Here is an 18,734-nt window from a genome sequence, read left to right on the forward strand (position 1 = left end):
TTTTAAGACACAGGGCCAGCGGCGGGCGGCCCCGTCGCCGCCTCGCTGCGGGGGGCACCTCTCCCCCGCTTTGCGGGGGCGAGGAACCCAAGTCTTGCTAAGTCACCCCGCCATGGCCAGCGGCACGGCGCTCTTGTTGGGGATCTGGATGTCGATTTCCAGCGTCGACATGGTCTCGCCGCGGTCCATCGAGACCTGGATGTAATCCTGGTCGATCTGCACGTGCTTGGCGATGACGGCCATGATCTCCTCGCGCAGGATGGAGACGAGGTCGGGCTGGCTGCGGTTGCGGCGCTCATAGGCGAGCAGCACTTGCAGCCGCTCGCGCGCCACCGGCGCACTGGAGCGCCGCTTGAAGATGTCGAGCAGGTTCATGCCGCCCTCCTTCCCAAAAGACGATCGAGGAAGCCCTTGCGTTCGAAGGGCACGATGACAGGCAATTCCTCGCCCTCGAGCCGCCTGGCGGCGTCGAGATAGGCGCGGGCCGCGGTGTTGAGCGGCTCCGAAAGCGTCACCGGCGAACCGAGGTTGGAGGCGCGCAGCACGTCCTGGCTCTCGGGAATGATGCCGAGCAGCGGCACCGACAGGATTTCCAGCACGTCGTCGATGGACAGCATTTCGCCGCGCGAAGCGCGGGCGGCATCGTAGCGCGTGACCAGCACGTGCTTGGCGATCTGCTCGCCCTGCTCGGCCTTCATGGTGCGTGCGTCGAGCAGGCCGATGATGCGATCGGAATCGCGCACGGAGCTCACTTCCGGATTGGTGACGATGACCGCCTCGTCGGCAAATCGCATGGCGAGTTGCGCGCCGCGCTCGATGCCGGCCGGGCTGTCGCAGAACACATAGTCGAACACCGAGCGCAGCTTGTCGATGACTTCGCCGACGCCCTGCTCGGTCAGCGCATCCTTGTCGCGCGTCTGCGAGGCCGGCAGCAGGAACAGGGTGTCCACCCTCTTGTCGCGGATTAGCGCCTGCGAGAGTTTCGCCGTGCCCTGGATGACGTTGACGAGGTCGAACACCACGCGCCGCTCGGCACCCATGATCAGGTCGAGGTTGCGCAGGCCGACGTCGAAATCGACAAGCGCCACCTTCTTGCCGGTCTTGGCCACGGCCGCCCCGAGGGCCGCCGTCGAGGTCGTCTTGCCGACGCCCCCCTTGCCCGAGGTGACCACCACTACCTTGCCCATGAAAAAGCCTCCGTTGTTGTTGTGTTCTTGCCGGGCGGCCGTCGGCCGCCCCATTGTCGAATGTCAGCACGGCCAACGGCCGTCCCATTGTCGAATGTCAGCTCAGTGTCGCGACGCGCAGGCCCTCGCCGTCGAGAAACGCCTGCACCGGCTTGCCGCGCGAAATGCCTTCCATCTCCTCGGCGGTGACGTACCAGCCGTCGATCGCCAGCAGCTCCGCCTCGTTCTTGCGGCAGAAGATGCGCGCGCCCTTGTTGCCCAGCGCCCCGGCCGAAGCGCGCCCGCGCAGCGTGCCGTAGACATGGATCGAGCCTGCCGCGATGATCTCCGAGCCGGACGCGACCGAGCCCAGCACGATGACATCGCCATGCGGATGCACGATCGCCTGGCCGGAGCGGATCGGCGCCTTGATCATCAGCGTGCCCGAAACCTCCTGCGCAACCTGAGGCTCGCTTTCGTCCATCTTGCTTGCGCCAGCCTTGCCGCCCTTGTCCTTGTCCGGACCGGCTTCAGGCGCCCTGCCCTCGGCCTTGCCCTCTGACATGCCGGAAACATCCTCCCGCGCCTTGCGGCCGGGCAGCAGGCCATCCGTCGTCGCCTCCTTGGCGCCGACCAGCACCGGCGGCAGTTCGGGCCCAAGCGCCGCCCCTTCGAGCTCGATGGCATAGATGCGAATGCCGCGCGTCCCAAGCTCCGCCACCAGCGCCGCGATCTCGCTCGGCTGCGGCTTCAGCGTGTTCAAATCCAACAGCACCGGCCGCCCGGAAAAATAGCCCGGCGAGTTGCCGATCCAGTGATCCAGCCCCTCTAGCCAGGCCGCCAAGGGATCTTCCGGAGTCAGCGTGAAAGCGACAAAGGAACGGGCACGAAAGCGAATGGATTTGGCCTCGAGGGGAGCGGCAAAAGTCACGGCTGGCGAATCCTTACTGATAGGTAAACGCTAGCGAGGGAATGGTTAACGAATGGTTAATGGGAGGGGTGGAGGAGCCCGCAGTCTACGATCGTTTCAGAAGGGCCTTGGGGGTGGCCTCCCTAGTCTCGGTCCCGGACCCACCATACGACTTCACAAGTCGGCCCCCAGTCTCGCGTCGAGCACCCGAACTTGCGGGCAAAGCAAATCTACTAGCAGAATGCAAATCAACTAGCAGAATAATGTGACGCTACCTAAACTGCGAAATTGCCCCAATCGTCCTGATTCTTACCGAGATTTCTCATGTGGCCCGAGCTTCCGCTAGAATTCAACGTGATAGGAACCCCAGTCAGTTTTCAGAGCGATAACTCGAAGGCCAAGGGAGAATGGAAATCCAAAGTCCTCGCGGCCGCCATGGCTGCAATTGAGGGTGGGAGCTGGGCCTTCGATGAAACGCGCTTGGCTGTCACAATGTTTTACTTTCCACAATCGCCAATGCCAGGCGACTTGGACAACATCGTGAAACTGACTTTGGATGCGTTGCAACCCAACTTGTATCTAGACGATGAGCTAATCGATCGTATTCTGGCCCAGCGGTTCGATCCAGCGGGGAGCTTCACGTTTGCGGCGCCCAGTAACGTCCTGGTCAGCGCCATGGCACTGGAAGAGCCGGTACTCTATATCAGGGTCGCAGAGGTGCCGCTTGAGGATGTAGCCCCATGAACGAATTCGAGCTTGCTGAGGACGCTATCCTGGACCAGCATGAGCCCTCCTGGATCGCGCAAGGGTACAAGCTAGTGCGACGCCCTTCGCGTGGGAGTCTCCCGTCCTTTCTCGAAAGATATTTGCCTGACGCTGTCTTACTCGGGCGCACGCCGCAAGTCGTTGTCGAAGTGCTGCGTAAGGGTCAACCGCATGTCGAACGCAAAGTTCGGGAATTGAATGCTCTGTTGGCGAAACACGACGATTGGCGCCTCGAGGTACTTTACGCCGGGGAGGAGCCAGATCAATTGCCTTCAGTCTCTACGGAACTCCTGAAACAGTCATTGTCAAGCACCGGTCGGCTCGCACCTATCGATCCGCGGGGAGGCTTATTGCTTCTTTGGGCCACCCTTGAGGCATTGAGCCGCCGCCTAGAGCCTGGAAAGACAATGCGCCCACAGACACCCGGTCGCATCGTTGAGCTATTAGCGGGTGCAGGTTTCGTTGCGCCAAGCGAAGCGGAGCAACTTCGCGAAGCTGTACAATGGCGCAATCGGTTGGTGCACGGAGATTTGACCATATCTCCATCAGAGACTCAGGTGCTAAAGCTTGTCGAGATCGTAGGTGATTTGATCGGCACTCTGGAAAGAAGGGAGGCTATTCCATCCGCTTAGAAAATTTCCAGCAGTACCTCTCTGAGCATCGAGCGCCTTTCGCCAAGAAGAATGTCTCGCTGTTTCTGCTGAAGCACATACTTGAACACAACCCAGATCAGCTAGCGCCTTTGCGAGACTACGTCGAGAGTCTTGTAGTGCCGGTCTTAGAAGTGAAAAATGAAATTAATAGCGCACTGGCCTAAGACGGTCCATGGCACTCGATCCGGACGGTTACATGCTGGGCCAAACTGGCCAGGTCCGTAATCGGCAGTTCCTTTGTTGCCTGCCCATCTGTCTCATACTCAATGTCGCTGGCTTGGAGGAAGTTCTCCAAGACGGATGACTTAATCGCGAAATTCACATTCTGAGGAATGTCGTCGGTTACGTTGGCCACGGCTATGGCATTCAGCTTTGCGACAACGACACCCATAAGCCGACCATGGCTGTCCAAGACGGGTCCACCGCTATTGCCCGGTTGGACCGGCGCAGAAATTTGCAGCATACCAGGATCATCTCGAAGCCCAGACAAAGCAGCCAGGTTGCCAACTGTAAGGTTTCCATGGTCCGAAAGCGTGCCCGTGAGCGGAAAGCCAAACACCACGACGCTTTCGCCCAGTTTGATAGGATCACCGACTCTGAACGAGACCGACGCGGTATCTTTGAGGCTGTCCGATTGGAGCAGCGCAAGATCGCTGAACTCGGACACCTTGATGGTCTTGGCCGCGATCTTGTTCCCTTGCTGGTCTATGATCCCAATTGAGCTACACCCCTTCGCGACATGGGCGTTCGTGACCACATGCCCCTTGTGATCGACCACAAACCCGGAGCCTGTGGAAACTACATCCGACTTCGGCGCCTGCTTGTCGGATACATCTGGAGCCGGCTGGCTCGGCACTTCCTGAGACGCCACAACTGGAGCCGGGATACTCGGCTGTGACAGCTGGGCCTTGCCATAAAGATTCAAACGATACGCTATGTAGTAGATTGCCGGTCGGTCGAACGGGGCGTTTGGGACGTGAAGTACGTCCGCGTACTGACGATAGGCCTTAACGGTCGCGCCGCCCGCGATGCCATCCTCATCGCCAGCACCGAAGCCACGTTTGTTAAGTTCTCTTTGGAGACGTTTTATAAGGTCTGTACCTCCAATAAACGGCGCCGGTTTGGGGGTTTTCTTTCGCCAACTCTTTGCGATCTTTACCGACTTACGCACCTGTTCAGGCAAGAGCATCGACTGAAGCTCAATTCGTTGTTTCACAACTCCGTCCCGTATCTCGCCGGCTTCGACCGTCTTGAGGGCGAGCGTTTGCATGACATAGGCGCTTTGGAGACTACCAGTCACCCGGTAGAGCAACCCCAGATAATACTGTGACGCGCCATCACCGAAATCCGATGCTCTCGTGAAGTAAGACTTGGCCTTCTCCAAATCGACCGGCACGCCCCATCCTAGAGCGTATGCTCGACCAAGTTGACGCAGTGCCGCCGCGCTATCCTGAGATGCCGCCCTCTCCCAATAGTGGATCGCTAGGGCATCATCCTTCTGCACTCCAGTTCCTGAAGAGTACTGGTCTCCGACCGTCGACAAAGCGAGCGTGTCACCTTGGAATGCGGCCATCCTGTACCAACCGAGAGCCGCCGAGACATCCTCCTTGAGGCCAAACATTCCAACCGAAAGCGCCAGCCCCATCCAAACTTGAGCGTTCGGATTTCCATCTAATGCAGCACTGAGGCATGATGACATTGATGGCGGTTTGTCTTGAGTGAGGGACTCCGTTAGGCACATGTCATACTCGGCAGATGGGTGACCCGCCGCTGCCGCCGCTGCCCTTATGGCCTCGCCCTCGGCAGCGCCATTCGGGTTCATGCTGGCTAAGTAATTTGCGTAAAAGTATTTGGCATCAATGTTGCCGGAAGCGGCATCGGACACGATGAGGCCGATTTCTTCTTTCGACAGGTGGTTGAAGAAATCTTGCTCGCCATCTGCTCGTGCATTTGCTGCATCCAAAAGCAACACGCTTAGACAGACAGAAATGAATGGAATTAACTTTGACACTATCAACTGACCCAACCCAATGCGAGATTAGAGTCGCATCCAAATTGGGTCAACTCCAATAGAGCAAAGATTCGCTTTATGCCGGCGGGCTGGCCACAGGCAATATCAAGCGCGGTCTGGCAGTCCCTCAATGCCTCTTGAGATACTGCACCTCCCTCTCATGTTTTCCGCCGCCTCTCGTGTATCGAACGTCCCCAGGTAGCGCCGTTTGCCGGTCTTTCGTCCTTCTTGCGTGAATAGAGACGGTATTTTCCACCTTTCAGTTTACGGATCATTTCGCTTGTCCCTCATCAGGGCTTCGCCGGCTTTTGGTCTTGAGGCTGCGCACGGCTTGCTCGACTGCCGAGGCTGCCCAGCCTGTTGATCAGCGCCCTCGTCGCCCGATATGCCGGTGCGCATCGCCTCGATCTCCAGCACGTCGGAGCTGGCTACCCGGCGGTCCCGGCGACGCAGCGCGTCGGCGCCTCCGCCCTCGTGCGCCCCACCGAGGGCCCCGGCCGGCCTGTTGCGATCTGAGCAGCTTTGAACCTTGCACGACAGCAAATCGGTCTGCCACAAAATTGTCATGTCCCGTCCAGGTTGTGGACACGTCCTTTTCAAAGGCGCACTCTTGGGTTGCGAAACGCATGCTAGAGTTTCGCCCAACACATGCTTGAGGTGCGTCGGTGATTGTCTGACCTATCCGGATACTTCCGGCTGGGCATGACTTTCATTGTGCCGCCTATCCGTGATCAGGCTACGGCCTATCGCACGTTGCAGCCTGTTCCGGATCAACTGGGAGGTAAACAACATGCATAGCATTCAACGCAGAGAACTTCTTATTCAAGGAAGCGCGGCTCTTGTCGCGATCGCTGCTCTCTCGCATCGCGCCTACGCTTTTCCAGCACAGGCGGGCGAGGAAGTCGTTCCGTGGCTGGATCAGCCGACCGAAAACCCCAATCCGGAAGGGATCAAGACGCAGCTTGTCTGGGAGGATCTGGATAGCTGGATAACGCCAAACGACAAGTTCTTCAGCATCTCGCATTTCAATCGACCGACGATCGACGAGAAGACATGGTCCATGGAGATCGAGGGCCTGGTCAAGAAGCCCCTGAAGCTGTCGCTCGCCGACATCAAGGCGCGGCCGCGCAAGGAGGTGGTCTTCACGGTGGAATGCTCGGGCAACCACGGTTTTCCCTTTTTCACCGGCGGCATCGGCAATGCCCGCTGGGCAGGGACGCCGCTGGCGCCGATCCTCGAGGAAGCCGGCGTTCTGGAGAAGGGCATCGAGGTCGTCTTTTTCGGTACTGACGAAAGCGAGGTCGCCATACGCGACGTCAAGATGAAGCAGAATTTCGCGCGCAGCATGTCGCTCGCCGACGCGATGAGCCCGGACAATCTGCTCTGCTACGAAATGAACGGCGCCGCCTTGCCGGCGCCCAACGGTTCCCCGCTGCGGCTCATTGCTCCGGGCTGGTACGGGATCGCCAACGTCAAGTGGCTGAAGCGCATCGAGGTTCGCGACACAAGGTTCATGAGCCTTCTGATGGCCCGCGACTATGTCACCATCCGCGAGGAAGACCACAATGGCGAGACCGTATGGGCCGAGACCTCGGTGGGCCGAGCGCTGCTGAAGTCGGCACCCGCGAAGGTCACCAAGAAAGGCTCGGACTACGCCATCATCGGCGCGGCCTGGGGGGCACCGATCGACCGGGTCGAAGTGCAAATCGATCAAGCGCCCTGGGCGCCGGCGACCATCGACCACAGTGAGGAGGCCGAACACGCCTGGAAAATCTGGTCCCTGCCCTGGGCAAATCCCTCGCCGGGAGAACACACGGTGACCTCGCGCGCGGTCAGCACCACGGGACAGGTTCAACCAGCAATGGACGATCCCTTGATTGCCAAGAAGCACACATACTGGGAGAGCAATGGCCAGGTGACGCGGCGCGTCAAGATCGTTTGAGGAGAGTCGGGAAGCTTGCAGGAGGCCAGCGAAGTGGCAAAATTGTCATGCCGAGCCGGCCGCGCGTGATCGGTGGGAAAATCTCGCGCCTTTCCTCTCCCCCGTCGATCGGGGGAGAGGTGGCGAGCGAAGCTCGACGGAGTGGGGGTCGACCTTTCATCGAAGCAATGCTTCCGCCTGAATGCCGCATGCCTGAGCTTTCCTGCTCGCCCGGTTGTGCCTGTCTTGCGGCTGCGCCTTTCGCTAACGCCTTCCCCCACTCCGTCGCCGCTTCGCGGCGCCACCTCTCCCCCCTCCGGAGGGAGAGGAAGGGCGCCAAGATTGGCAAACTCGCGCCTTTCCTCTCCCCCGTCGATCGGTTCCTTGTCGGGAGGGTCAGGGGTGCGGGTATCCGTAAGGCAAAAAAACTTGGCTTTCCATTTGCGATCACCCTGCCTGAAGGAAGGGACTCCCCGCAAAGGCCAACAAGGGAAGAGCAGCGCAAGAATCCGGGCTAGGGGTCAGGGTGCCGCCGCGTTGATTGACGAAGCAAAAACGCAAAACCCGCCTAGCGGGCGGGCGCAGATCGATACCATGGACGAATATGTAGCATAGCTGCCCTCACGGCGTCAAGAATAAATTCCTATCGAAAAGCTACCAGAAAGGTCGCCGCCTGATATTCCTCGACATTCGCACCGCGGCCGGGGCCTGGCTTGGTGTCGGAGCAGGTTTGTCGTGCTAGGATCGCCGGTCGGCATCCCTCAGCGCATCGCGGTTGCAAGTGCCGCATATTTTCGCAAGAGCAAGGAGGCGTTGATGAGCGCAAGAGGTCGATTTTTCCGTGGCCTTGTGGCTGGCCTGTTTGCCGGTGTCTTCTGGATGGATGCCGCCCTGGCGCAGGACGCAGGGTGTACGTTCAGGCCGGTGGCCGGCACGTCCCGGCAGATTCTGAGATGTCGGGAAGGCATTACCATCATTGTGGAAGGTGGCGCTCGTTTTACGCTGGTGGACCGCGATCGAAACGGCAGGGCCGATGTGGTCAGGTTGCGGCGCAAGGCGCTGCTGCTCGATGCTCCGGCCGGCTCGGTCCCGGGTGGCTTCGCGGTTATCACCCCGCAGGCGATCGCCGCGGCGCGCGGCACCAAATGGGCGGTCGACGTTGGCCAGGGCAAGACGTCTGTTTTCGTCCTCAGGGGTCGCGTCGCCGTAAACCGGCCGGCGTCCAGTGCCGGCGTGGTGCTGGCGCCGGGCGAAGGCGTCGACGTCGCGGCCGGAACAGGACCACTGACCGTCAAGCGCTGGCCCGCCAAGCGTGTTTTCGCATTGCTGGCCCGTTTCGGCCAGTGAACTGCTGTGAGCAGGCGAGCGCTTCCGACGCTGATCGCGCTCATCCTGGCGGGTCTTTGGGGCGCCGGCCTGGGCTTCGCGCACTGGCGTGGTCATCTGTGGTTTCTCGATCGCGTCGAAGCAACGATGACCGATCTTCGAACACTTGTTCGAGGAACGGCAAAGCCACCGGAGCTGATCACCATTGTCGCGATAGACGACGACGCGGTGCGGCAAGAGGGTACATATCCCCTCAACCGCGCCACGCTTGCCCGGCTTGTCGATACGATAGCGCGGCTTGGACCGAAAGCCATTGCGCTCGACCTGCTGCTGGTCGATCCCGGGGCAAAAGACAATGATGACGCGCTCGCGCGTTCGCTGAGCGGGGGTGCAAGCGTAATCGCAGCCGCGGCGGTCTACCCCGGAGGCAAACAATGGACGGTGGGCGAAGGACCCATCGCCGGCGTGCCGAATGCCGAGCGGTTCCTGTGGCCCCTGAAAGCGTTCTCGGATGTCGCGGCTGTCGGCGTCGTGAACGTGGCCACCGACAAGACGGGAACGCCCCGGTTCGTGCCGTTGCTGTTTCGGGCCGGAGATCGGCTGGAAGTGTCTTTCCCCTTGCGTGTTGCCGCCATGGCAGCAGGAGAGGATCCAGAAATCGCAGCCGATCATCTATCCCTGGGCGGACGGTCTATTCGGACGGACATTGGTCACATCCTGCCCCTGACATTCTATGGTCCCCGCGGCACGATCCGCACGATCAGCGCGGCGACCGTGCTGGACGGCCAATTCGATCCCGGCACGATCCGGGATCGAATTGTTGTGATCGGAGCAACGGCAACCGGCACCGGCGATGTTTTCCCGACACCGTTCGATCCCATACTCCCGGGCGTCGAAGTCATATCGACGGCGATTGCTCATCTGATGGCCGGCGACGGAATAGTGCGAGACCAGCATGTTCGGCTTGGGATGCCGGCTTTGCAGTGGTGCTGCCAATGATTCTTGTCGGGCTGTTGGCATGGCGGCGAAACGCCGGCGGCCTCGCGGCGATCGCCGGCGTGGTCCTGATCTGGTTCGTGGTCAACATGACCGCTTTCTCGCACCACATCTGGCTGAGCGCCGCGTTACCGATGACCGCCGCCGTTCCGCCGGTCATCCTGTTCGGGGCCGCGCAGCTTTGGCTGGGCAGGCGCCGGGCCCAATTTTTCGCAACGCAGAGCCAATTGCTTCAACGCGTTGAAGCCCCAGGCATGGGGGAGTGGCTGGCCCAGCATGGCGACTTCCTCTCGGAGCCCGTCCGGCGAGACGCCGCCATCCTGTTCATTGATCTGTCCGGCTTCACGGGACTAAGTGAATCCTTGGGACCGGTCGCCACACGCGAGCTCCTGAACGGTTTTCATGCGTTGGTCGGCGAAGAAGTGACGAGCTGCGGTGGCGTCGTCACGAATTTCATGGGTGATGGAGCCATGATCCTGTTCGGTCTGCCGGAACCAGCGGCAAATGACGCCTTCAATGCCGCCCGCTGTTGTGTGGGGCTCTCCAAGCGCACCAACGATTGGCTCGCCTCGTTGCCTGCATCGACTGCATCCCGGCTCGGCTTCAAGATTGGAGCCCACCACGGAACAATCGTAGCCTCTCGGCTCGGCAGTGAAGGCCGTCAGCACATCGCAGCCATAGGTGACACAGTCAACGTTGCCAGTCGCTTGATGGAGATCGCGGCCGACCAGAATTCTGAAGTCGCGGTGAGTGACATAATGCTTGATGTCGCCGGCCGCGAGTGCGTGTTGTTCAAATCCGGTACCCTGAAAGGACCTGTGGAGACACAGATCCGTGGGCGATCCGGCTCGCTCGCAATCTGGCTTTGGCAGAGTGCACGGACGCTGCAGTAGAGGGTTGCCATCAGGCCTGCGGCTTGCCTGTCCTGCGAACAGCGGCGCCCTCAATGCCGCTTGAAATACTGCACCTCCTTCTCATGCTTCTCCGCCGCCTCGCGGGTGTCGAACGTGCCCAAGTTCCGCCTTTTCCCAGTCTTTTCGTCCTTCTTGCGTGAATAGAGGCGGTATTTTCCGTCTTTGAGCTTCCGGATCATTTCGCCTGCCCCTCACCAGGATTTCGTCCCCTTTTGGCGCTCAGGATGCGCGCGGCTTGTTCGACGGCGGCGCGGTCGTGGCCAAGCCTGTCGATCAGTTCCTGTGCCTCGTCGCCCGATATGCCGGTGCGCACCGCCAGCGCCTCGACTTCCAGCACGTCGGTGCTGGCGATCTCGCCGGGCGCGGCATCGCCTGCCGTCAGCGGCAGCGCTGCCTCTCTGTCGATCTCGGCCTCGGCCTGGAGCCAGTGCCGCTCGGGATCGCCCTGCATCCTGCCTTCTCGTTCCCAGATCTGGTATGCGCGCTCACGTATCCTGTCGTTCCGGTCGTGGTCCATGTCTCAGGTCCTCCTTGGGTCAGGGATAAACGTTGTGCCGATCCGAACGATCCGAAAATTGCATAACGGGATCGCGCAATGGCCTTTGGCGTGCGGGCCCGCGACCCCACTAGCCACGCCTACTGGCATTGTCGCCTCGCTCCGCCGGAGTATGGCTGGTAGCTGTTGTCTTCCGGCCGGTAGGAGCGGTAGCGGCTGAAGCAATAGTCGACATGGTCGGCGGAAAGCTCGGCGCCGCCGTCATCGGTTGCGTAGACGCCCAATCCGGGGCCGTTTTCGCCGCCATAGCCCTCGCCTGGCTGGGCGGTGCGATCGGCCACGACGAGATAGGGCGAGATGCAGGGGCGTTGCTGCCCGCTATAGGACATGTAGCTGTTGTCGTCGGCCCGGTAGGAACGGTAGCGGCTGGAGCACCAGGCGAGATGCGGAGGCGGCAGTTCGGCCGCGTCGGGTGCGACGTGCGCGACGGCGCCAGTCATGGCCGGATCGGGTTTCGCTTCCTGCGGCTGCGGCTTGGCGGGAATGTCGGCCGGTGCGGACTGTTCGGTCGGCAGACGTTCGAGGCTCTGGTCCGCCTTGTTCACCGGCCGCGCTTTTTTGGTCCACAGTTCCGCCACGCTGACGGTGGCCGATGCCTGGCGCGGCGACTTCGCGGCTAGCAGCCAGGCTGCGAACCCCAGCCCGCTGCCGAAGACCGCAAGCGTCAACACGAAACCGCAGACCAATCCCAACACCGCTTTCACGCCAAGCTCCTTGAGCCGCTGCTAATAAAATGCAGCGCCTCAAGGCTGGTTCCAGAAAAACGCTCGGGCGACGCCGGCGGACAAGATCGCGCAGCGGCCGATAGTCCCCAGCAAGCGCAGACACACTCCAGAAACAAATTTCAACAGTTCGGAAAAACTGGCGAAAAAATCGGATGGCATAAGCCTGCCGCGGCGGCCGGAAAATGGCCGCGCCGGGCGTTTGCCGACCAGGACGAGAAAGCATGGACATGGATTACGGTGCCGATATCGCCGGACTGGACGCGGCAAGACCGGCCAGCCCGCCCGAAGCTGAACTGGCAAGCGTCGATGCACTCGCCAGAACGGCCCCCGCGACAGTCTCGCGCGCGCAGATCCTGACGGGCGCCGACTTTGACCGGCAGGGCCTGCCCGGGGAGCGGCTCGACACAGTCTTCGAACAGCTCGCGCAGACATTCGCCGCCTTGCCGGCGGTGATTTCCGACGGGCGGGCCTGGACCTATCAGGAACTGGACAGGCGGGCCAACCAGTTCGCCCGCCTGCTGGTCAAACGCGGCGTACGGCCGGGCGACCGGGTCGGGCTCATCCTTGACCGCTCGGCGGAGACCTATGTCGCACTTCTCGCGGTGGTGAAGGCGGGTGCCGCCTTCGTGCCGCTGGCCACGGCATTCCCCGAAGAGCGCATGACGCTCATCATCGAAGACGCCGGCGTGAGCCTGATCGTCACCATCGCCGCCTATGCGTCGCGCGCCGGCCAATTGCCGGTTCCGCATCTGCTGATCGACAGCGCGGCTGCCGAAATCTCCAAACAGTCCGACGCGCCGCTGAAGCCGCATGCCAGGACCTCGGACGACACCTGCTACATCCTCTACACCTCCGGCACGACAGGTCGGCCCAAGGGCGTCGTCATCAAGCACCAGAGCTTCGTCAATTTCATCCGGGTCGCCGCCGCTTCCTACGGCTACCGGCCGGGCGATCGCATCTATCAGGGCATGACCATCGCCTTCGACTTTTCTTCCGAAGAGATCTGGGTGCCGTTCGTCGCCGGCGCGACGGTCGTGCCGGCACCTGGCCAGATGCCCCTGGTGGGCGAGGAACTGGCCGATTTCCTGCGCCTCCATGACATCACCTGCATGGCCTGCAGCCCGACGCTTCTGTCGTCGATGACATCGGACGTGCCCAGCCTGCGCACGCTGCTGGTCGGCGGCGAGGCCTGCCCGCACAATCTGGTGGTGCGCTGGTCGAAGCCGGGACGGCAGATCCTCAACACCTATGGCCCCACCGAGGCGACCGTCACCGCAACCATGGGCGCGCTGACGCCGGACAGCCCCGTCACCATTGGCGCGCCGCTGCCGACCTATTCCATCGTCATTCTCGACGCCTCGCTGCCGCAGCTTGCCGAGCCCGGCGAACTGGGCGAGATCGGCATCGCCGGCATCGGGCTCGCGGTCGGCTACCTCAACCGGCCGGACCTTACCGAACAGAAATTCATCGCCGATTTCGTCGGCCTGCCGAACAACCCGTCGAAGCGCATCTACCGGACGGGCGACCTTGGCCGTATCAACGATAGCGGCGAGATCGAATATGCCGGGCGCATCGACACCCAGGTGAAGATCCGCGGTTACCGCATCGAACTCGGCGAGATCGAGGCGGTGCTGCTCGACCAGCCCGAGATCGCGCAGGCTGCCGTCACCACCTGGGAGATCGAGCCCGGCCGCGTGGAACTCGTCGCCTATTACGCCCCCAAGGCCGGCCAGCCGGTGATCTCGCGTGCGGATCTCGCCCAGACGATGAAGCGGCGGCTGCCGGATTACATGGTGCCGTCCTATCTGGAGGAGCTGCCTGTCATCCCGATGACGGTCTCCAACAAGGTGGACCTGCGCCAGCTGCCGAAACCGACAAGCATCCGGCTTTCGGCCGATCGCGCGATGGTGGCGCCCGGCAATGACGACGAGCGTTTCCTGGCCGAGGCACTGGCCGCCGTGCTTAAATTCGACGAAGTGTCCGTCGAGGACAATTTCTTCGACGATCTAGGCGCCAACTCGCTGCTGATGGCCCATTTCTGCGCGCGCGTCCGCACCAGAAAGGAATGGGCGACGGCCTCGATGCGCGACATCTATCTCTATCCGACCGTGGCGCTGCTGGCGCGGCATCTCCGCGTTGCGGAGGAGATGACCACGGCCACCAATGAGCCGGTCCTCACCCGCCGGGCATCGAATTTTGCCTACTGGACCTGCGGCGCCGCACAGCTGCTGTTCTACGGGCTCTACAGCTATGTTGCCCTGTGGGCGATCAATGACGGCCTCAACTGGATGTATGAGGCGCTCGACGATCCACTGCAGCTGTACCTGCGCTGCGTGGCGCTTTCGGCCGGTGTGTTCTTCGGCATGTCGGGCTTTGCCGTTATCGCCAAATGGCTTCTGATCGGCCGTTGGAAGGCCGAGGCTTTTCCCATCTGGGGCGTGCGCTACTTCCGCTTCTGGGTCGTCAAGACATTGATCCGCACCGCACCCGTCGTGCTGTTCCGGGGCAGCCCGCTCTACAGTCTCTATCTGCAGCTGCTCGGCACCAAGCTCGGGAAGAACGCCGTCATCGAATCGAAATCCGTGCCCGTCTGCACCGATCTCATTTCCATCGGCGCCAACACTATCCTGCGCAAGGAATCGATGATCCTCGGCTTCCGGGCCCAGTCCGGCTATATCCATACCGGGCCGCTGACCATCGGTCGCGATGCCTTCGTCGGCGTCGGCTCCACGCTCGACATCGACACCAGGATCGGGGATGGCGCCCAGCTCGGCCATTCATCCTCGCTGCACCGCGGGCAGAGCATACCGGACGGCGAACGCTGGCATGGATCGCCGGCCGTGCCGACCACGGCGGACTATTGCAAGGTGCGCAATGTCGATCCTTCTAACATCCGGCGCTTCCTCTTCGAAGCGGTTCAGCTGATCGGGCTGTTTGCCATCGTCACCCCTTTGCCGCTGCTGTTCCACAGCTACTGGGAGAATGTCGGCGACGACTATCAGGAGACGATCGGCATCGTCGCGATCGGCACCACGGTCACGCTGTTCGGCTACATCGCCGTGGCTTTTCTGGCAGCGTCGCTGGTGCCGCGCCTGACAAACCTGATCCTGAAGCCAGGCCGCACCTACACGCTTTACGGCTTCCGCTACTGGCTGCAGACCGTCGCCGAATTCTCGAGCAATTCCCGCGTGCTTGGCCTGCTGTTCGGCGACAGCTCGGCAATCGTGCACTATATCAGGGCCATCGGCTGGAACCTCAACAAGGTGGTGCAGACCGGTTCCAACTTCGGCAGCAACCAGCAGCACGAAAACCCGCTTCTGTGCGAAATCGGCACCGAGACCATGGTGTCGGACGGGCTGTTCATGATCAACATGCACAAGTCCGCCTCGGCTTTCCGGCTCGAGCAGACGCGGATCGGCGAACGCAACTACCTCGGCAACAACATCTACTACCCGCCGGACGGACGCACGGGCGATAATGTCCTGCTCGGCACCAAGGTGATGATCCCCATCGACGGGCCGCTGCGTGAGAATGTCGGGCTCTTGGGTTCGCCTGCGTTTGAAATCCCGCGCATGGTGAACCGCGACAAGGAACTCATCGCCGGCGTCGACGAGGCCGACCGGCGCCAGCGCATCCCGCTGAAGAATCGCCACAATCTGGTGACGATCCTTCTATTCGTGGCCACGCAATGGGTCATGCTGTTCGCCACGCTGGCGATCTGGGACCGAGCCCTGAACTACTACACTGAATGGGCGGAGGTCGCGCTCTTCGCCGCCGTGCTTTTGACCTCGGCTATCACCATTCCGTTCTACATCCTGGTCGAGCGGGCGAGCCTTGGTTTTGGCAGGCTGAAGCCCCAGATGACGACGATCTACGACGTCGCGTTCTGGCGCCACGAACGCCACTGGAAGCTCGCGGATTCGCCGATCGTGCGCCTGTTCGCCGGCACGCCGTTCCGGCCGATGATCCTGCGCCTGCTGGGCGTCAAGGTCGGCAGCCGTGTCTATGACGGCGGCAGCAATTTGACCGAACGTTCCCTGGTGGAGATCGGCGACGACGTCACCCTCAACGAGGGCTGCGTCATCCAGGCCCATTCGCTGGAAGAAGGCGCGTTCAAGTCCGATTTCATCCGCATCGGCAAGGGCTGCACGCTCGGCCCTTCCGTCTTTGTCCACTATGGCGTGGTGATGGGCGAAGGCTCGGTGGTCGATGTCGACTCCTTCGTGATGAAGGGCGAGGAGCTGGAGCCCAATTCCATTTGGCGCGGCAACCCGGCCAAGCTGCATCGCTTCGTCGAGCCGATCACGGACGACGGCTTCAAGGTATCGGCTTGAAGAAGGCTTCGGCTTGAAAAGCACAGACATCCGTCTCGTTGCCGTGACCGAGGCCAACCGGGCCCTGGTCGTGGCCCTGGAACTCGCTCCGGAGCAGATGGATTTCGTCGCCAGCAATGCGGACTCCCTGGAAGAGGCCGAAACTGACGAAGACGCGAGGCCGCGCGTCATAATGGCCGGGGATCGTATCGTCGGTTTCCTCATGTACGATGCACCGCGGAATGACGACGAGGCGCGCATCTACCGCTTCATGATCGACCGCGCCTCTCAGGGCAGAGGCTATGGCAAGGCCGCGTTGCGCGAAGTGCTGGACGAAATCATTGGGCTCGGCCACATCAGCCACGTTTCGATCTGCTACGAACCGGACAATGAAGCTGCACGAAACCTTTATCGCAGCGCCGGCTTCGTCGAAGAAGGGCTCGACGAGGACGGCGAAATGATCGCCGATCTGGTCCTGTCGGGCACAGACGAACGATCGTGACGCGGTCCTCTGAAATCGCGCTGGCGCAAACATCACTGCTGCAGGCGATGATCGCCCTTGCCCTTGCGCCCATCGGCGTCCGGGTCGGATGCCGAGTGATACGCGACGGCGACGAGGGCCATCTGCTGCCCGAAGAGGCGCGCTCTATCCCGGCGCGCCAGCCGGCCATGCGGCGGGCCAGCGGTGCGGCGCGCTGGATTGCGCACGGACTGCTGGCGGAGCTTGGCATGAACGGCGTCGCCATCCCGCGCGCGCCAACCGGCGCGCCGGTCTGGCCCGACGGGATCACCGGCTCGCTGGCCCATGACGACGACATGGCCGTGGCGGCGGTTGCGCCCATTGGCCATATCGCCTCGCTGGGCATCGACGTCGAGCCCGCGCAACCGCTCCCGGACGAGATCTTCGCACTTGTTACAATCCCTGCCGATAGGACGGACGCAGCGGACCGGCATCTTGCCGGTCGCATCCTCTTTTGCGCCAAGGAAGCCGTCTACAAGGCCGTCTATCCCCTCGATCGCGAGGTGCTGGGCTATGAGGATATCACTGTGGATCTCAACGCAGGCCAAGCGACGACGAAGACGGGCCGCAAGGTCAGCCTCGCATACTGCGTTGCCCCGCGCGTGGTCGTGCTGGCGTTTGTCGAGACGCGTTAGCGCTACTCGCCAACCACCTCCGTGTACCCCCTCACCTCGCCATCGAGCCCACGCAACCGCCAGCTCTCCCCGTCCCGCCCCTCGACATAACAAGGCCCGATCGGCACCTTGCCGCCGCCTTCCGGCAGGTCGAGCACATAGACGGGGTTGCAGATGCCCGACAGCCGCGCGCGCAATGCCGCGGCCAGCGCCTGGCCCTGCGCAATCGTCGTGCGCCTGTGCGCCATGCCGCGCGCGAGGTCGCCGTGGTGCAGGTAATAGGGTTTGACGCCGAGCCGATACATCAGCTCGCGGCAGAGCTCTTCCAGCACCTCGATCGTGTCGTTGACGCCCTTGAGCAGAACGCTCTGGTTGAGCAGCACGAAACCCGCGTGGCGCATCGTCCGGCAGGCTGTCTCGGTCGCGGGCGTGATCTCACGCGCGTGGTTGAAATGGGTGACGATTGTGACCATCAGCCGGCCCTGCAGGGCGGCAACCAGCCCCGGCGTGATGCGCGATGGCAGTGCCACCGGCACGCGCGTGTGGATGCGCAACAGCCGCACATGCGGGATCGCCTCGATGCGCGCGAAGATTTCGGCCAGCGCCTTGTCCGGCAGCGAGAGCGGATCGCCGCCAGTCAGGATCACCTCGCGGATTTCGGGATGGTCTGATATATAGGCCAGCGCCGGCTCCAACGCCTCGCGCGTATAGCCGCGGCCGATCGCGGTCAGAGACTCCTTGCGGAAGCAGAACCGGCAATAGACCGCGCATTGATAGGTTGGGAATAACAGCACCCGATCGGCATGGCGATGCGTCAGCCGCGGCACCGGGCTGAATTCATGATCGGCGATCGGATCGTCGAGCTCGCCGTCCTGCTCCATCAATTCGTCGGGCGACGGGATGACCTGCGCCCGGATCGGATCGGCGGGGTCGTTCCAGTCGATCAGGTCGAGATAGGCTTTGGGAACGCGCACCTTGTGGTTCGCCGCAGCCGCTTGAGCCGCCGCACGCTCGGCTGGCGACAGCGGCAGGGAGGCGAGATCGCGGACATGGCGCACGCCGGCGCGGACGTCCGCCTGCCAGGCGGTGTCGGGCGCGGGCGCATCTTGGAGTTTGGTGTCTGAGGTCATCGGGTTTCTCGGGTGGTATGCTTGGGGCGGACCTATCGGGCGGATGGCTGGTGAGGTCAACAGCCCCATTTGCTGCGGCCGCGATCCTTCACACCCCCCTCTGTCCTGCCGGACATCTCCCCCGCAAGGAGCAGGACTGTCCGGGGAAAGTTATTCATATATGAAGGCCATCTGATTGAGGCAGGATCGGTCTCTTGGTCGGTTCGGATTGACC

General features: G+C 62.0%; 15 protein-coding genes and 1 pseudogene. 8 read left to right on the forward strand and 8 right to left on the reverse strand.

The genetic code is table 11. The features are described from left to right. Positions 1–102: 102 nt before the first annotated feature. The 3 genes from minE to minC form a co-directional block, all read right to left on the reverse strand. Positions 103–375 (reverse strand): cell division topological specificity factor MinE, encoded by a 273-nt coding sequence (minE, locus tag NKJ01_RS33815; protein ID WP_352486085.1) that lies wholly within the window; start codon positions 373–375, stop codon positions 103–105. After that, on the reverse strand, positions 372–1,187 hold the full coding sequence (minD, locus tag NKJ01_RS33820; RefSeq protein ID WP_031260481.1) for a septum site-determining protein MinD: 816 nt from the start codon (positions 1,185–1,187) through the stop codon (positions 372–374). Before minD ends, minE begins: the two co-directional genes overlap by 4 nt. Before the next feature lie 97 nt (positions 1,188–1,284). Then, on the reverse strand, positions 1,285–2,097 hold the full coding sequence (gene minC, locus NKJ01_RS33825) for a septum site-determining protein MinC (RefSeq protein WP_352734771.1): 813 nt from the start codon (positions 2,095–2,097) through the stop codon (positions 1,285–1,287). A gap of 303 nt (positions 2,098–2,400) precedes the next feature. Between minC and NKJ01_RS33830 the strand changes: the two genes are divergently transcribed. Further along, on the forward strand, positions 2,401–2,820 hold the full coding sequence (locus NKJ01_RS33830; RefSeq protein ID WP_352734773.1) for a RusA family crossover junction endodeoxyribonuclease: 420 nt from the start codon (positions 2,401–2,403) through the stop codon (positions 2,818–2,820). Next, a complete protein-coding gene (locus NKJ01_RS33835; protein ID WP_352734775.1) occupies positions 2,817–3,473 on the forward strand; it encodes a HepT-like ribonuclease domain-containing protein in 657 nt (218 codons plus the stop codon). Before NKJ01_RS33830 ends, NKJ01_RS33835 begins: the two co-directional genes overlap by 4 nt. A gap of 181 nt (positions 3,474–3,654) precedes the next feature. On the opposite strand, the gene NKJ01_RS33840 is transcribed toward NKJ01_RS33835, so the two are convergent. Next, positions 3,655–5,457, reverse strand: coding sequence for a trypsin-like peptidase domain-containing protein (locus tag NKJ01_RS33840; protein WP_352734777.1), 1,803 nt, complete (start codon positions 5,455–5,457; stop codon positions 3,655–3,657). 838 nt (positions 5,458–6,295) lie between these two features. On the opposite strand from NKJ01_RS33840, the gene NKJ01_RS33845 reads away from it, so the two are divergent. From NKJ01_RS33845 to NKJ01_RS33855, 3 genes and pseudogenes are all read left to right on the forward strand, one after another. Beyond that, positions 6,296–7,447, forward strand: coding sequence for a sulfite oxidase (locus tag NKJ01_RS33845; RefSeq protein WP_352734778.1), 1,152 nt, complete (start codon positions 6,296–6,298; stop codon positions 7,445–7,447). A gap of 795 nt (positions 7,448–8,242) precedes the next feature. Then, a complete protein-coding gene (locus NKJ01_RS33850) occupies positions 8,243–8,773 on the forward strand; it encodes a FecR domain-containing protein (RefSeq protein WP_502905947.1) in 531 nt (176 codons plus the stop codon). Between the two features lie 6 nt (positions 8,774–8,779). Next, a pseudogene (locus tag NKJ01_RS33855) lies at positions 8,780–10,641 on the forward strand (CHASE2 domain-containing protein). A gap of 50 nt (positions 10,642–10,691) precedes the next feature. Here NKJ01_RS33855 and NKJ01_RS33860 read toward each other — a convergent pair. From NKJ01_RS33860 to NKJ01_RS33870, 3 genes are all read right to left on the reverse strand, one after another. After that, positions 10,692–10,841, reverse strand: a complete 150-nt coding sequence (locus NKJ01_RS33860; protein WP_010910556.1) for a hypothetical protein — start codon at positions 10,839–10,841, stop codon at positions 10,692–10,694. Continuing rightward, on the reverse strand, positions 10,838–11,179 hold the full coding sequence (locus tag NKJ01_RS33865; RefSeq protein ID WP_023760125.1) for a DUF2934 domain-containing protein: 342 nt from the start codon (positions 11,177–11,179) through the stop codon (positions 10,838–10,840). Before NKJ01_RS33865 ends, NKJ01_RS33860 begins: the two co-directional genes overlap by 4 nt. A gap of 119 nt (positions 11,180–11,298) precedes the next feature. After that, entirely contained in the window at positions 11,299–11,922 is a 624-nt protein-coding gene (locus NKJ01_RS33870; protein ID WP_352734780.1) for a BA14K family protein, read from the reverse strand. A gap of 242 nt (positions 11,923–12,164) precedes the next feature. Here NKJ01_RS33870 and NKJ01_RS33875 point away from each other — a divergent pair, with 242 nt between their 5' ends. The 3 genes from NKJ01_RS33875 to NKJ01_RS33885 are packed head-to-tail and all read left to right on the forward strand — an operon-like array spanning position 12,165 to position 17,411. After that, positions 12,165–16,277 carry a Pls/PosA family non-ribosomal peptide synthetase gene (locus tag NKJ01_RS33875; RefSeq protein WP_352734782.1) on the forward strand — a complete coding sequence of 1,371 codons (4,113 nt, stop codon included), beginning with the start codon at positions 12,165–12,167 and terminating at the stop codon, positions 16,275–16,277. Positions 16,278–16,290: 13 nt separating this feature from the next. Then, positions 16,291–16,758, forward strand: a complete 468-nt coding sequence (locus NKJ01_RS33880; RefSeq protein ID WP_352734784.1) for a GNAT family N-acetyltransferase — start codon at positions 16,291–16,293, stop codon at positions 16,756–16,758. 47 nt (positions 16,759–16,805) lie between these two features. Next, positions 16,806–17,411 (forward strand): 4'-phosphopantetheinyl transferase family protein, encoded by a 606-nt coding sequence (locus NKJ01_RS33885; RefSeq protein WP_050589547.1) that lies wholly within the window; start codon positions 16,806–16,808, stop codon positions 17,409–17,411. A 2-nt stretch (positions 17,412–17,413) separates the two neighbouring features. Here the strand turns inward: NKJ01_RS33885 and NKJ01_RS33890 are convergent, their stop codons facing one another. After that, a complete protein-coding gene (locus NKJ01_RS33890; protein ID WP_352734786.1) occupies positions 17,414–18,520 on the reverse strand; it encodes a KamA family radical SAM protein in 1,107 nt (368 codons plus the stop codon). Positions 18,521–18,734: the final 214 nt, after the last annotated feature.

The organism is Mesorhizobium sp. M0276 (assembly GCF_040321755.1).
In the GTDB taxonomy this organism is placed as follows: Bacteria; Pseudomonadota; Alphaproteobacteria; order Rhizobiales; family Rhizobiaceae; genus Mesorhizobium.

Excerpts from the sequence above, each read along its gene's own strand:
- minE (WP_352486085.1), bottom strand. The coding sequence starts at position 375 with ATGAACCTGCTCGACATCTTCAAGCGGCGCTCCAGTGCGCCGGTGGCG.
- minD (WP_031260481.1), bottom strand. The coding sequence starts at position 1,187 with ATGGGCAAGGTAGTGGTGGTCACCTCGGGCAAGGGGGGCGTCGGCAAG.
- NKJ01_RS33830 (WP_352734773.1), top strand. The coding sequence starts at position 2,401 with ATGTGGCCCGAGCTTCCGCTAGAATTCAACGTGATAGGAACCCCAGTC.
- NKJ01_RS33835 (WP_352734775.1), top strand. The coding sequence starts at position 2,817 with ATGAACGAATTCGAGCTTGCTGAGGACGCTATCCTGGACCAGCATGAG.
- NKJ01_RS33845 (WP_352734778.1), top strand. The coding sequence starts at position 6,296 with ATGCATAGCATTCAACGCAGAGAACTTCTTATTCAAGGAAGCGCGGCT.
- NKJ01_RS33850 (WP_502905947.1), top strand. The coding sequence starts at position 8,243 with ATGAGCGCAAGAGGTCGATTTTTCCGTGGCCTTGTGGCTGGCCTGTTT.
- NKJ01_RS33860 (WP_010910556.1), bottom strand. The coding sequence starts at position 10,841 with ATGATCCGGAAGCTCAAAGACGGAAAATACCGCCTCTATTCACGCAAG.
- NKJ01_RS33865 (WP_023760125.1), bottom strand. The coding sequence starts at position 11,179 with ATGGACCACGACCGGAACGACAGGATACGTGAGCGCGCATACCAGATC.
- NKJ01_RS33875 (WP_352734782.1), top strand. The coding sequence starts at position 12,165 with ATGGACATGGATTACGGTGCCGATATCGCCGGACTGGACGCGGCAAGA.
- NKJ01_RS33885 (WP_050589547.1), top strand. The coding sequence starts at position 16,806 with ATGATCGCCCTTGCCCTTGCGCCCATCGGCGTCCGGGTCGGATGCCGA.
- NKJ01_RS33890 (WP_352734786.1), bottom strand. The coding sequence starts at position 18,520 with ATGACCTCAGACACCAAACTCCAAGATGCGCCCGCGCCCGACACCGCC.